At 65.8% G+C, this 13393-nt stretch carries 10 protein-coding genes; 5 read left to right on the top strand and 5 right to left on the bottom strand.

Going from position 1 to position 13393, the window contains the following annotated elements; translation table 11 throughout:
- Positions 1–15 precede the first annotated feature (15 nt).
- From XCC_RS18675 to xopAG, 5 genes are all read left to right on the top strand, one after another.
- Positions 16–963, top strand: a complete 948-nt coding sequence (locus XCC_RS18675) for a mitochondrial fission ELM1 family protein (protein ID WP_011038688.1) — start codon at positions 16–18, stop codon at positions 961–963.
- Positions 964–1009: 46 nt separating this feature from the next.
- Positions 1010–1870, top strand: coding sequence for a DUF2145 domain-containing protein (locus tag XCC_RS18670; protein ID WP_011038687.1), 861 nt, complete (start codon positions 1010–1012; stop codon positions 1868–1870).
- Positions 1867–2370, top strand: coding sequence for a hypothetical protein (locus XCC_RS18665; RefSeq protein WP_011038686.1), 504 nt, complete (start codon positions 1867–1869; stop codon positions 2368–2370). Before XCC_RS18670 ends, XCC_RS18665 begins: the two co-directional genes overlap by 4 nt.
- A 228-nt stretch (positions 2371–2598) precedes the next feature.
- The gene (locus tag XCC_RS18660; protein ID WP_011038685.1) at positions 2599–3156 is read left to right on the top strand and encodes a VUT family protein; all 558 of its coding nucleotides are present in this window, start codon (positions 2599–2601) and stop codon (positions 3154–3156) included.
- Between the two features lie 563 nt (positions 3157–3719).
- Positions 3720–5261: a XopAG/AvrGf1 family type III secretion system effector gene (gene xopAG, locus XCC_RS22580; protein ID WP_012437245.1), complete on the top strand. Its 1542-nt coding sequence runs from the start codon at positions 3720–3722 to the stop codon at positions 5259–5261.
- A gap of 82 nt (positions 5262–5343) precedes the next feature.
- Here xopAG and glnE read toward each other — a convergent pair whose 3' ends face one another.
- From glnE to XCC_RS18630, 5 genes are all read right to left on the bottom strand, one after another.
- Positions 5344–8157 (bottom strand): bifunctional [glutamate--ammonia ligase]-adenylyl-L-tyrosine phosphorylase/[glutamate--ammonia-ligase] adenylyltransferase, encoded by a 2814-nt coding sequence (gene glnE, locus XCC_RS18650; protein ID WP_011038683.1) that lies wholly within the window; start codon positions 8155–8157, stop codon positions 5344–5346.
- 189 nt (positions 8158–8346) lie between these two features.
- Positions 8347–8697 carry a DUF3325 domain-containing protein gene (locus XCC_RS18645; protein ID WP_164923349.1) on the bottom strand — a complete coding sequence of 117 codons (351 nt, stop codon included), beginning with the start codon at positions 8695–8697 and terminating at the stop codon, positions 8347–8349.
- On the bottom strand, positions 8694–9014 hold the full coding sequence (locus tag XCC_RS18640) for a DUF3649 domain-containing protein (RefSeq protein WP_011038681.1): 321 nt from the start codon (positions 9012–9014) through the stop codon (positions 8694–8696). Before XCC_RS18640 ends, XCC_RS18645 begins: the two co-directional genes overlap by 4 nt.
- The gene (locus tag XCC_RS18635) at positions 9011–10633 is read right to left on the bottom strand and encodes a PepSY-associated TM helix domain-containing protein (protein ID WP_011038680.1); all 1623 of its coding nucleotides are present in this window, start codon (positions 10631–10633) and stop codon (positions 9011–9013) included. The genes XCC_RS18640 and XCC_RS18635 overlap by 4 nt, the downstream gene beginning before the upstream one ends.
- Positions 10634–10664: 31 nt before the next feature.
- A complete protein-coding gene (locus XCC_RS18630; RefSeq protein ID WP_019237367.1) occupies positions 10665–13193 on the bottom strand; it encodes a TonB-dependent siderophore receptor in 2529 nt (842 codons plus the stop codon).
- Between the last annotated feature and the right edge of the window lie 200 nt (positions 13194–13393).

Here is a 13393-nt window from a genome sequence, read left to right as displayed (position 1 = left end):
GTCGGATCTGAAACGATGGCAGTGACCTGGGCGGTAAGCGACGGGCGCGCCGGCAATGCCCGCCAGGCCGAAGCGCTGGCCCGCGCCCTGCACCCCGACACCGTGCATGCACTGCATCTGCAGGCCAGAGCGCCCTGGCGCTGGGCCGCGCCGCGGCGCCTGCCCGGCGCCAACTCGGCCTTCGGGCCGGCATTTGCCGCGCAACTGCAACAGCCGCCCGGCCTGGTGATTGGGTGCGGACGCCAGGCGGCGTTGGCCACGCGCCTGCTGCGCGCCCGCGGCAGCGTGGCGGTGCAGATCCTGGACCCGCGGCTCGACCGGCGCCAGTGGGACTTGGTGGTGGTGCCCGAGCACGATGCACTGCGTGGCGAGAACGTGCTCACCCTGCTTGGCAGCCTGCATCCGGTGGACGACGCCTGGCTGGCCGCCGGGCGCGCGGCATTCCCTGCTGTAGGCGCACTGCCGGGCCCACGCGTGGCGCTGTTGATCGGCGGGCCCACCACGCAGGTGCCGTGGACACTGCAGGCGCTGGCCGCGCAGTGCAATGCCGTGCAGGCACAGGTGCGCGCCGCAGGCGGCAGCCTGCTGATCACCGCCTCGCGCCGCACGCCGCCGGAGGTGGTTGCGCTGTTGCGCACCCTGCAGCAGGGCAACCCCGGCCTGCTGTGGTGCGACGCGCGCGATGGCGCCAACCCGTATGCCGGCCTGCTGGGCTGGGCGGACGCGATCGTGGCCAGCGCCGATTCCGTCAACCTGCTCTCCGAAGCCTGCGCCACACCCGTGCCGGTGGTGGCGGCCTGTGCGGAATTCGCGCGCGGCCGTGTCGGCGCCTATGTGCAGGCACTGCAGCAGCGCCAGCGCCTGTGCGCGGCCGATGAAGTTCTGGCTACCACGGCCGCTATGACACCGGTACGCGAAACCGAACGGATTGCGGCGCAGGTGCGTATGCGCCTGGGCTTATGACCGGGCCAACAGCAACGCCATGACCGCACAAGGAAGATGCCCCCAGATGCAGCGCTCTCACGGACACCGCATGCGCTACGCAATGGCGATCATGCTGTTCCTTGCCACCCTACCTGCGATCGGTGCGCCGACCTGCATCCCGCACTACCCGACACCGGCCACGCTGGCGGCCATGTTCGACCTGGCCCGGTCCACGCAGCAGGCGCTGGACAGGCTGGACGGTGCACGCGTCGTCCTGTTGGCACGCGGTGGCCAGGACCTGAGCCGGTATGGGCTGAAACATAGTCATCTCGCCTTCGCACTGCGCGAGGACGATGGCAACTGGCGCATCAAGCACCTGCTCAATCACTGCAAATCCGACACCTCCGAGCTCTATCGCGAAGGGCTGAGCAATTTCATCGGCGAAAGCGCGCTGCATGCGGATCTGCGCGTCGGCGTGCCCTCGCCTGAGGTGCAACAAACGCTGCAGCGCTTGTTGCAGGATCCCGGTACCCTGGCGCACGCCCTGCACACGCCGCGCTACAGCATGATCGCCTACCCGTTTTCTACCGATTACCAGAACTCCAATCAGTGGGTGCTGGAGATACTGGCCGCCGCGCTTGCGCAATCCGACCCACAGACCACAGCGGTGGCGGCGCCAGTTGTGGATCGCCGTAGCGCGCAGGCCTGGCTCAAGCATGCCGATTACCAACCCACCCGCCTGCATCTCGATTTGAGTAAACGCATTGGGGCCCGCTTCTTTGTGGCCAATGCGGCAGTGACCGACCATCCGGCCAGCGAACGTATCTCCGGCAATTACTCGGTGATCACGGTCGAGTCGGTGTTCGACTTGCTGCAACAGCGCAAGGCGCTGCCGCAGGAGTTCTCCATTCCACGCAGCGCTGCCGCGCACGGAGCATCTCCATGACCTCATCCTTCCGATCCGTCAGCCTCGTGGCGCTGCTGGCGCTCAGCGCCGGCCAGCCGATGCAGGCGCAGGCCGGCCTGACCACCATCACCCGTGGCGACGCGTCTGCGATGTCGGCCATTCTGGTGATCTCCGCGCCGTACTTCGTGTCGTTGGCGCTGACGCACAGCGCAGTAGCGGGCTCGGAGGCGCTCAGCCACGCGTCGAACAAGGCATCCGCCGGGCCGTTGCCCCCGATGCGCGTGACATCGGTAGGCCCCACGCCCGATGGCGGCAGCGAGGTCCAGCTCCAGGATCCTGCGCAAGCTGCCAACACCGCATTGCTACGTTGGCCTGTCCGCAATGACGCACCGGCGGCAGGGTTCCGCGTTGGCGAGACGGTGACCTTCCAGCCAAGCCCCGCCGGTGCGGGCTGGACCGTGCAATCGGCGCAGGGCGAGGCGCTGGCATTCGTGCCGACTGCGGAATCGGCTGCACAGAACAGCAGCCAGGCCTGGTAACACGGCCCTGGCGAATAGCGCGCTGTGAGCCTGCAACAGCACATCGCACGCATTGCCTACTGCAGCTGATCGCTGTGTGTTGGCTGTTTCGCGCCCTTCTTTCGCGCGAGCGTGCCTCAGTCCGTGATGACCGCTGTTAGCACAGTGAAGTCTGACCAGAAGCCGCAGTAGCCCATACGCGGCGACGCACGGATAATTAGCGCCGTCCACGACTGCTGTTGTCCCGCCATGCCTGCCGCGCCTGCTCCCACCTTTGCACCGCTCACCGTTCGCGCCCTGTTGTGGGCGGTCTCGGCCATGGGCGCAGTGGTGCTGCTGTCCAACATCCTGGTGCAGTACCCGATCAACGACTGGCTGACGTGGGGCGCGTTTTTGTATCCGTTGGCGTTTCTGGTGAGCAACCTGATCAATCGGCGCTTCGGCCCGCGCGCGGCGCGCATGGTGGCCTGGTGCGGGTTTGCGCTGGCGGTGGTGTTGTCGATCTGGCTGGCGACGCCACGGATCGCAATCGCGTCGTGCAGCGCGTTTATCGCTGCGCAGTTGCTGGATATCAGCGTGTTCGATCGTCTGCGTAATGGCAACTGGTGGCGCGCGCCGATCGTGGCGACCACCTGCAGCGCCACGCTGGATACGGCGATCTTCTGGAGCATCGCCTTTGCCGGCGCCGGCCTGCCGTGGATCAGCTGGGCGGCCGGCGATCTGGCGGTGAAGCTGGGCATGGGCGTGTTTCTGCTCGGACCGTTCCGCGCACTGCTGTGGCGGAGTGCGCCGCGCGCGAGCGGGTGACTGCAGCACACACCTGGATCGACATGATACGGGTACGTCCTGCATCCAACGGCAGTGCATCGATCGCACACGCTCCTGATACGAGCCACAGCGTGGCTGCTCGCTTATGACATCACATCTTCGCAGTCGAAATGGAAGCGTGCGCAGATCTGCGGCACAGTCGTCCTGTGAGTCAACTGGGATCAAAAACGCTTGGTTTACAGGTCGACTACGGTTGATGCGCCCACCCTGTTGCACGCACCATCGAGAACACCGGCATATCGCGTTTGGTCAGCAACGTCCTAGTACAGGAAAATCCAGGTGACTCCACCGTGATAAGGCGTATTCATTATCACGTGGCGGAACGAGAGATTGCTTACACTAAATTGATTGGGCGGTCCGCATCTTCAATCACAGAGCTGACCGATGATGGATGAAACCACCAGACGGCACCCGCAAACGTCGTGCTACGCCCCTCAATTCTCTACTACGTACGCTCTGTTCATTACGTTCGGTCATAGGCCCGTCTAGCATCGACTCAACCGGCATCGTTGATTTCCGTCCTGCACTCTAGGAGACCCATCATGCGAACAAAAACCTCACTGCCGTTGGCCACCGTCCAGCGGCTACTGACCCCTGGCACCTCCACCGGGTTATCCACCCCCGCGTCGGCGTCAGCCACTCCCTGTGCAGAAACGACGGCAGGCTTACTGGGAGCGTTGCCAGCTCGAAAGAACAAGCAAAAACAGCAAAGCCAGCGTCCACCCAATACGCAGGACGGTACACCAAAGAATGGCAGAGACCATGGCGGACAGTGGGCAACACGAGCTGCCAAGTACGCTCTTGGCATTGCTGGCGCAGGCTATGTGGCAGACAACTTCTTTCTTTCAACGACCTCGCTCCGCGACGGCAAGGCCGGATTTAGCAGCAATGATCGGCTTGAGAAAGCATGCGTGAAAGCGGAGAGCTATCACGCGCGGTATCACAGCGCTACCGAAGGAGAACGCGCATCGCACAGCCGTCCCTTCGTACCGATCAGAACGTGCGGGTCCAACCAGTTCGCCACCATGAGCGACTACCGTGCGGCGACCAAGGTTCATATCGGCCACCTCTTCGACAGCCAGCACGCACGGCAATCGCTGCTCACCAACCTTGCCTGCCTCAAGGGCGAGCGCATCAGGGACGAGTGCATTGCCCAGTACGCCCCTACGCATGTCCCGGCCAATCCGGACCTGAGTAGAAGCCCGCTCTACGAAACCAAGAACAAGTACTCTCTGACCGGCGTACCCAATGCTCAGACCGGTGCAAGCGGATATACCTCACGATCAATCACCCAGCCCTTCATCAATCGCGGCATGCAGCATTTCAAGCAGGATTCCCAGAGCGACAGAGCGTTGTCGCTCAAACAGTGCATGGAATTGCTTGAACGTACACTGGAGGGCGACGACAAACTTGGCAAGCAGGCACAACACGCTGCCGGCCAAGCGATCCTGAATTTCCGTCAGGTGTATGCCGCCGACGAGCATTGGGGCCACCCCGAAAAAGTCATCATGAAAACGTTGATCGCCAACGGGCTGCTATCGCAGGAGCAAACGGACAGGATCGATGCGACCCTGATGTTCGAAGATCCGTCCATCAGCGTATTGAAAAAAAACACCAGTGTCGCCGGGCCGTTATTGCAACATTTGGAAACGAAGTTCCAGTCCAGGCGCCTGCAGGATCGACCCGAAGCTCTTGCAGACTTCATGGAGATGGCGAAACAGAAGAATATGGAAGGCCTGCCGATCGTGCACTTCAAGCTCAACGCGCAAGGCAATGGCTTCGAAGACTGTTCCGGGTTAGGCGATTCATTCACCAGCGCAAATGCCGTTGCATGCATCAACCACGCACGCTTGATGAGCGGTGAGCCCCGTCTTTCCAAACAGGATGTAGGGGTAGTGGTGGCATGCCTCAATGCTGTATACGACGATGCGAGCAGCGTCAGGCATACGTTGCATGAAATCGCGCGCGGATGCTTCGTCGGAGCCGGCTACACCACCGAGGATGCCGATGTATTTTACGAGAATGTCTGTAAGGATGCTGCACAGGCGTTCTATGCAGGAAGGTCCATGACCAGAAACGCCTAGACCCGAGCGAGTGCTGATGCGTAGCGCACAAGGACTGCCGGGCGTGCCGCACTGCGGAGAACGGCTGGCTCCGCCGACGTCTTTAGGCACCTTTTCCTGGCTGAAATCGCAACTGCTGCGCATCTGCAATCGCTGCAACAATTTGGCAAGCATCCCGAATCGGAGGCGTGGAGACCACCAAGCGTGGCCGACGGTCCAATGTGCAACTCAGGCCCGCCTCCACCAACGTGGCGTGGGCGTGATGCAGCGGCGCTGCACTCTCGGCCGGTAGCCACTGCACCTGCACCAGCGCGTCGATCAATGCGGGCGTGGCGCAGGCCAACAGCAACGCCGGATGCTGGGCGGCCTGGCCGAGCACGCCGGCCTGCAACAGGAATTCCAGGTCGACCAGACCGCCGGCCCCCTGCTTGAGATCCAGTCGCCCGGCATCGCTGCGATCGAGTTCGCTGCGCATGCGTGCACGCATCTTGCGCACGTCCTCGTGCAGCAGAGCGGGGTCGCGCACGCGTGTCAGCGTCTCGCGACGCACCTGCACGAACGCTTCGCAAAGCGCGGCATCGCCGGCCACCGCACGTGCGCGCACCAGCGCCTGATGCTCCCAGGTCCAGGCACGATCGCGTTGATAGTCGCGATAGCTGGCGAGCGAGGACACCAACGCACCCTTGCCGCCGTCCGGGCGCAGCCGCACATCGATGTCGTAGAGACGGCCGGCGCCGGTTTCGGCGCCCAGCAATGTCATCACCTTCTGCGCAAGCCGCGCAAACCAGCGCCCGGCTTCCAGCGGTCGCTTGCCATCGGAGGCTTCCACCTCGCGTGGGTGATCGTAGAGAAACACCAGATCCAGATCCGAGCCGAAGCCCAGCTCCAGGCCGCCCAGACTGCCATAGCCGATGATGGCGAACGCGCCACCGGGCACCTGCCCATGCGCGGCGACCAATTCGCGGCGCGCCAGTTGCAACACCGTCTGCACCACCGCCTCGGCAAGCCAGGCCAGTTGCTGGGTACTGTCCACGGGTTGCTGGCGACCATCGAGGGTGGCCAGTGCAATGCGGAAGCTCAACGCAAGCCGGCGCTCGTTGAGTTCGCGCAAGGCCGCTTCGGTATCGTCGATCTGCAAGGTGTCGACGCATGCGGTATGCAGTGCGGCGCGGTCGGGCAACGGACCGCTGATGCGGGTATCGAGCAGTTCGTCCAGCAGCAGCGGATACGCAGCCAGGCGCTCGGCCAACAAGGCACTGCGCGAGAGCACATCGACCAGGCGAGCCAGCGCGCTGGGTTGCTCGTCGAGCAGCGCCAGGTAGCTGGTGCGGCGCAGCGTGGCCTGCAGCAGGCCGAGCACGCGCCGCAACGCGGCGTCTGGCTGGGTCGCGCGGATCGCCGCATGCAGCAGCGCCGGCATCACCCGGTCCAGCCGCGTGCGCGCGCCATCGGAGAGCGCGCGCACGCCGGAGGACTGTGCGAAATCGGCCAGCATGTGATGCGCGTTGTTGGGATCGTGCAGGCCGATGCCCAGCAACGGCGCCGCATCGCCCTCGGGCAGCGCGCGCCAGTAATCGGCCAGCGTATCGGGCGCGGTAGCGTGCACGCGTGGTGCCAGCAACTCGGCAAATTCCGCCGCCACCCGCGTGCGGTGCGGTGCCAACGCTTCCAGCAATGCCTGCCAGTGCGCATAGCCCAGACCGAGCGCGATGCGTTCGCGCTCCGGCTCGCCCTGCGGCAAGGCATGCGTTTGTGCATCGCGCAGCATCTGCAGGCGGTTCTCCACCCGGCGCAGGAAGCGGTAGGCATCGGCCAATGCCTGACCGGTGGGCGGATCGATCTGCCCGAGGTCCACCAGCGCCTGCAAGGCTGGCAACAAACGGCGCTCGCGCAAGCTGGCTTCGCGCCCACCGCGAATAAGCTGCAGCGATTGAGCCAGGAATTCGATCTCACGGATGCCGCCCGGCCCGCGCTTGATGTCGTCCAGGCGTGCATGGTGCGCCACTTCGGCGGTGATCGCGGCCTTCATGTCGCGCAGCCCGTCGAGCGCAGTGAAATCCAGGTAGCGGCGATACACGAACGGGCGCAGCGTTTCCAGCCACGCCTCGCCGGCGGCGATGTCGCCGGCCACCGCGCGTGCCTTCAACCAGGCATAGCGCTCCCAGTCACGGCCTTCGCGCTGGAAGTACTGGTCCATGCCGTTGAACGACAACGCCACCCGCCCAGCACTGCCAAACGGGCGCAGGCGCAGGTCCACGCGATGGCTGAAGCCATCGGCGGTGGTTTCGTCGAGCAGCCTGGCCAGCTGTTGGCCCAGCCGCGCGAAATATTCTTCGGCCGCCAGCGGGCGCGCGCCATCGGACTGCCCGGCCTGCGGATACGCATAGACCAGATCCACGTCGGAGGAAAAATTCAGTTCGCCACCGCCGAGCTTGCCCAGCCCGAACACCACCAGCCGCTGCACGCTGCCGTCTTCGGCAATCACCTGCCCGTGGCGGGTGGAAAACTGTTGTTCCAGTGCCTGCAGCGCGCATTGCAGGCAGGTTTCCGCCAGCGTGGTGGCACCGGCCAGAGTGGCGTCTACATCGTCCAGGCCGAGCACGTCGCGCCACACCAGGCGCGCGGAGGCGGCTGCGCGGTAACGGCGCAGTTGTGCGGCCCACTCCTGCGGCTGCGCCGGGTCCAGGCGTGGCACCGGCAGCGGCGGCGGGTCTGGCTGTGCCAGGTGGGCGAGCAGCGCAGGTTGGCGGGCGAGCGTGTCGACCACGAAGTCACTGGCCAGCGCTACGCGTGCCAGCGGGTGCTCAACACCTTCGGGCCACGGCGCATCGGCAGGCAGGGCGTGGCGGACGCGCGCCACGGCCCGCTCGATCAGAGCGGCCAGCGCAGGAGAGGCAGACGGAATGGGCTGTGACATGGCCCGATTCTGGCATCCCTGCCGGGTAGCACCATGTGCAGGCGCGCTGCCGCGCGTGCACCGCCACCGCCGTGCCCTGTAGGAGCGCACGCGTGCGCGAACGCGTCACCGGCGCTGCCAAGCTCGCGCGCAAGCGCGCCTACCCAGGCAAGGACGCGCCCGCGTACGCATCTGCGCACTGCGCTCGCGCTAGCCGAGCCCCAGCACCGCGCCAGCCGCAGCCACGCCGCCCAGGCATCCCACCGTTACCGCCACCCAGGCATTGCGGCGCGGTGCATATGCCAGCCCCAGCGCCACCCACAAGGCCCCGGCGCTCGCCATGCCCAGCCATAGCACCGCGCCCGCACTGCCGCCCCAGGCGCGCACGCACACGCCCAGTGCGCTCAGCAGCAGGCATGCACCGAGCACGCGCAACTGCCAGCGCTGCGCACGCGGTGCGGTGCGCTGGCCGGTGAGTTGTTCGTAATGGCGATGCATCGCCACGCAAATCGCCAACATGCCGGCGTGGCACAGCGCCAACGCCGTGAGCGAGGCGATCATGCCGGCCATGCACTGCCCCGCAGCACCCAGTCGATGCCTGCCAGCACCGCCAGCGCGACGAGCATCGACAACCACATCCGCCACGCACTGCGCGCGCGGAACATCCACATTGCCAGCAGCGTGTAGACCACGAAACTCAGCAGCGTGGTCACCAGCACCGCAACGGCCGGCGCCACGCCTGCCACGCGGGCCAGCAGCTGCGCGGCCACGCCGCTGCCACTGGCGGTGAGCGCATAGCCGCCCATGCTGGCCGCCAGCACGCGCCCAGCGACAGCGCTGCGGTAACGCCATGGCGATGCCTGTGGCGGTTTACTCATGCACCGGGCTCCGCTGTCTGCGTGCGCCGCGCCGCACGCATGGGTGGCGGCGCACTGACGCGCTGCTGCACGCGATACGCGGCATAGGCAACGCTCACACCGAAGCCCAGGGCGGTGAGTTCCACCGCAGCGCGCTGCAGGTCGCCATCGAGCAGATAGCGGCCAACATGCTGCCCCGTACTGGCCGCGTTGAGCAGTGGCAGGCCAATGCACAATGCGGCGGTGATACCTAATTGCTCCACCCAGGCGCGCAGCGGTGGGCGCAGCAGGCCATGTAGCAACGTGCCGGCCCACACCCACAGAAACACCCGGATTTCCATCTGCGCACGCGCCTCCAGCTCTGCCGGCAGCAAGCGGTTTGCATAGAAGTACGCAATGCACGCCAACGCGGTGCCGGCCAGTGCGGCCACGTTGCACGCTTCCACCACCCGATAGATGCCGGCCGTGGCAGTGCCGAATTCCTGCTCGCTGCGGCGCCGGCGCTTGAAGGTGAACAACACCGTGCCGGTGGCGATCATCGCGGTACCGGCCAGGCCACAGACGAAGTACAGCCACTTGGCGGTCCAGCCGCCAAACCCGGCCACATGCAAGGTCTTGATCGTCGCATCCACATCGGCGGCTTGCAGCGGTGTGTGCGCCGCAACGGCATGCCGCTCCAGTAGCGCGCCACTGCCGGTATCGAACACCACGCTGGCCGGTGGATTGAGCAACTGCCGCGAGTGCGCGGTGTCTGCAACACGCGCAATTACACGCAGCGTGCCACCAGGCTGGTCCGGGCGTTGAATGACCAGTGTTTGCGCAGGCTGACCATTGAGCGCTGCGGCGCGCTGCACAAGATCGGGCAGATAGGTCTGCATCCGCTCGTGCTGGGTTGGCTGCGTCGCCGGTACCGCGGCGGCAGGCGACAACGCCGCCTCGTACCGGGCGTAGGCGTCTTCGTCCTGGCCATACAGCGCGTGCAGCGGCGCGGAGAGATAGCTGGTGGAGAAATACGCCAGCCCGGTGTAGACGATCATCAACAGGAACGGCAGCGTGAGCACGGCGGTGGCGTTGTGCGCATCCAGCCACGAGCGCTGCCCCTTGCCCGGGCGGAAGGTGAAAAAGTCCAGGAAGATGCGCTTGTGCACTACCACGCCGGACACAAACGCAATCAATCCGCACATCGATACCCAGCCCACCAGCCAGTAGCCGGGAATGCCGCCCTGCAAGGTGTAGTGGAAGCTCATGAAATGCCGCCCGCCTTCAGTCTGGCGGCCCCACGGCGTGGGCAGGACTTCGCCGGTGATGGGGCTCAGCGTGGCCTGGCCGGCGCCAGCGGGGCCACGCCAGACCACATCCAGCGTGTCGCCCAAGTGCACCGGCAAACTGATGCGCCACAACGTGGCCTGCGCCGCCTGTTGGCGCAGGTGTGCCAGCGCGCGTGGCACCAGCTGTGCCTGGGGCAGCGACGCGTGCGTGGCGGCGCCGGGCAGTGTTGGCCTGGCCTGCATCCAGCTGGTGATCGGGTCGCGGAACACGCTGAGCGTGCCGGTGAGGAAGATCGCGCACAGCAGCCAGCCGCAGGTGAGGCCGCACCAGGTATGCAGCCACGCCATGCTTTGCCGAAACCCCTCCCTCATGCGGCCATCGTCCCGTGCATGCAGCGGCGCATCACAGCGCGCCGCGCAGGGTCACCATCACGTTGCGCGGCTCGCCGTAATAGCGGCCATTCACGAAGCTCGACAAGGTGCTGTAGTAGCGCTTGTCGAACACGTTGTTGAGGTTCACCGCCAGCGACCACTGCCGGTTCACCTGATAACGCGCCAGCGCATTCCACACCGCACGCCCGGGAATATCTGCAGTGGCCGCGCCGATCTGCCGATACGCCGCACTCTGCGCGCTCACGCCGCCCCCCACGGTGACGTCCTGCAACACGCCCGGCAGCCGGTAGGTGGTCCACACCCGCAGCAGGTGCTTGGGCGTGTAGCTGTTGAAGGTCTGGCCCTGGCTGCTGACATCCTGCAGATAGGTGGTGCGGTTGAAGGTGTAGCCGGCGAACAGGTTCCAGTCGCGCAGCACTTCGCCACTGACTTCCGCATCGAAGCCGCGGCTGCGCACCTTGCCGCTGTCGATGTAGCAGAAGTCGTTGTTGCGGCAGGTGGGGCTGGTGCTCAGGTCGGCCTGCGCGCGGTTCTTCTGCTCCACCTGGAACAGCGCAAAGGCGGTATTGATGCGGCCATCCAGCCACTCGCCCTTGAGCCCCAGCTCGTAGTTGGCGCCGGTCATGGGCTTGAGCATGTCGCCGGCTTCGTTCTGCGCGTTCTGCGGCTGGAAAATATCCGCATAACTGGCATACGCCGACCAGGTGGGCGTGAGCGCGTACAGCAGGCCGGCATACGGGGTGACCTGCCCGGTTTCGCGGGTGTGTTCGATCGACTGCGAGGGCGACAGCCCGGTGGTGGTGGTGTTCCATTTGGTGTCGTGCCAGCTCACGCGTGCACCCACGATCGCCTTCAGCGGGTCGGTCAGTTGCCAGCGCAACGCGCTGTACAGACCCAGCTCGCGCGAGGTGCCGTGACGCGCCTCGCGCGCACTGGCAAAGATTTCTTCATCGCTGATTGCACGCACGTTGCGTTGCAGCGAGAACACGTTGAAGGTCTGAAAGTTGTTCTTGTTGCCGTAGACCGTATCCACTGTGGTTTCGGCGTAGTTGCTACCTAACACCAACTCGTGGCGCCGCCCGAGCGCGTTGAAATGCCCGATCACATTGGCATCCACGCCGGCCACGTCCGCTTCGGAAATCGTGCGTGCTGCCAGCAGGGCGCCGGTGCCGTTGGCCGGGTTGATCGCGCGGCTGGAGCTGGCGTACTTGAGGTTGTGCCGCTCATGCACCTGCACCGCGCTGAGCTTGAACACCCAATCGGCGTTGAAGCGATGGTCCAGGTCCAGGTACAGGCCGCGGTTGGACGAGGATTGCCGGTTCCACTGCGCGCCCAGGTTGGTGCTGCGCGGCAGGCCGATATCGCGGCCGTCGGTGTAACTCGGCAGGCCGCCAAAAAATGGCCGGCCTTCGAATTCTTCGTAGCTGGCGGCCAGGCTGACCTGGGTCTGCGGCGAGACGCTGTAATCCAGCGTGCCGTAATAGGTGGGCGTGCGCCGCTCCACACCATCGACGAACGAGCGCTGGTCCTGGTAGTCGATCACGCCACGCGCGCGCAAGGCACCATCGTCGGTGAGGTTGGCGCTGGCATCCAGCAAGGCGCCATAGCGGTCCCAGGAGCCGGCCTGCAGCATCACGCTCACGCCGGGCACATCCAGCGGGCGCTTGCGCACCAGGTTCACCGCACCGCTGGGGTTGCCGGCACCCTGCAGCAGGCCGGCGGCGCCGCGCAGCACTTCGGCACGGTCGTAGATGCCCATGTTGGCGCTGTAGTTGCTGGCGCGGCCATACATGCCGCGATTGAGCGGCACGCCGTCGTACTGCACGGTGGTGATGTCGAAACCGCGCGCATAGATGTATTTGCCACCCTGCGGGCTCTGCACGATGGTGATGCCGGTGGTGCTGGCCAGCGCGTCGTAGACCGAGGTGATGTTCTGCTCGTCCATCAGTTGGCGGGTCACCACGCTGATCGACTGCGGGATGTCCTTCAGGCGCTGCTCGCCACGGCCGATGCTGACCGCGCGCGCGGTATAGCTGCCGGTGCCGCTGGTGGCGGCGCGGCGTTCGGCCTGTGCGGTGACTTTCACCGTCGGCAGCAGCCAGGCATCCACTTCGCCCTGGCTGGTCACCGCCGCGGGCGCCGGGCGCAATACGTAGCCGCCGGTCTGCAGTGGCACGGCCTGCAACCCACTGCCGGCCAGCACCGCAGTCAGCGCGCCGGCAGCGGTGTAGTCGCCGTCCAGCCCGGCGGTGGTGCGTCCATCGGTCTGCGCAGCGGTGAAGCTCAGCAGCAGGTTGGCCGAGCCGGCCAGACTGCGCAGGGCCGGTGCCAGTGGCCCGGCCGGGATGCTGTAGCGCTGCCGGGCCGCGGACGCGGTTTGGGCATCCTGCGCGGCGGCAGCGGGACTGGTGGCGAGCACCGTCAGGCCGCACAGGGCCAGCGCAATCGCGGTGGCGATGGGCCTGGGCAGTGCGGCGCGCGGCAATGAGAGGTGCAGCGAAACAGCGTGGTGGCCGCGGCGGCGGTCGGAGATGGACATGGGGGTTCCCGCAATCTGAGGTGGCGTCGCACTGACACCGTCATCAAGGAGGTGCCACGAGCGCGCCGATCGGGCAGCCCATCTCGCAATTTTTTTCAGGTCTCGCGGCGTCGGTGTCTGCCGGGCGTCCGCAGACCCGGGCCGGACTGGCTGATGACCGCAGCGCGCGGTCGTCGGACAGAGGTGTCTTGCGCGAGCAC

Source organism: Xanthomonas campestris pv. campestris str. ATCC 33913 (assembly GCF_000007145.1).
Lineage (GTDB): Bacteria > Pseudomonadota > Gammaproteobacteria > Xanthomonadales > Xanthomonadaceae > Xanthomonas > Xanthomonas campestris.
This window is presented reverse-complemented; position numbering and strand designations above follow the sequence as displayed.

Excerpts from the sequence above, each read along its gene's own strand:
- XCC_RS18675 (WP_011038688.1), top strand. The coding sequence starts at position 16 with ATGGCAGTGACCTGGGCGGTAAGCGACGGGCGCGCCGGCAATGCCCGC.
- XCC_RS18670 (WP_011038687.1), top strand. The coding sequence starts at position 1,010 with ATGCAGCGCTCTCACGGACACCGCATGCGCTACGCAATGGCGATCATG.
- XCC_RS18665 (WP_011038686.1), top strand. The coding sequence starts at position 1,867 with ATGACCTCATCCTTCCGATCCGTCAGCCTCGTGGCGCTGCTGGCGCTC.
- XCC_RS18660 (WP_011038685.1), top strand. The coding sequence starts at position 2,599 with ATGCCTGCCGCGCCTGCTCCCACCTTTGCACCGCTCACCGTTCGCGCC.
- xopAG (WP_012437245.1), top strand. The coding sequence starts at position 3,720 with ATGCGAACAAAAACCTCACTGCCGTTGGCCACCGTCCAGCGGCTACTG.
- glnE (WP_011038683.1), bottom strand. The coding sequence starts at position 8,157 with ATGTCACAGCCCATTCCGTCTGCCTCTCCTGCGCTGGCCGCTCTGATC.
- XCC_RS18645 (WP_164923349.1), bottom strand. The coding sequence starts at position 8,697 with ATGATCGCCTCGCTCACGGCGTTGGCGCTGTGCCACGCCGGCATGTTG.
- XCC_RS18640 (WP_011038681.1), bottom strand. The coding sequence starts at position 9,014 with ATGAGTAAACCGCCACAGGCATCGCCATGGCGTTACCGCAGCGCTGTC.
- XCC_RS18635 (WP_011038680.1), bottom strand. The coding sequence starts at position 10,633 with ATGAGGGAGGGGTTTCGGCAAAGCATGGCGTGGCTGCATACCTGGTGC.
- XCC_RS18630 (WP_019237367.1), bottom strand. The coding sequence starts at position 13,193 with ATGTCCATCTCCGACCGCCGCCGCGGCCACCACGCTGTTTCGCTGCAC.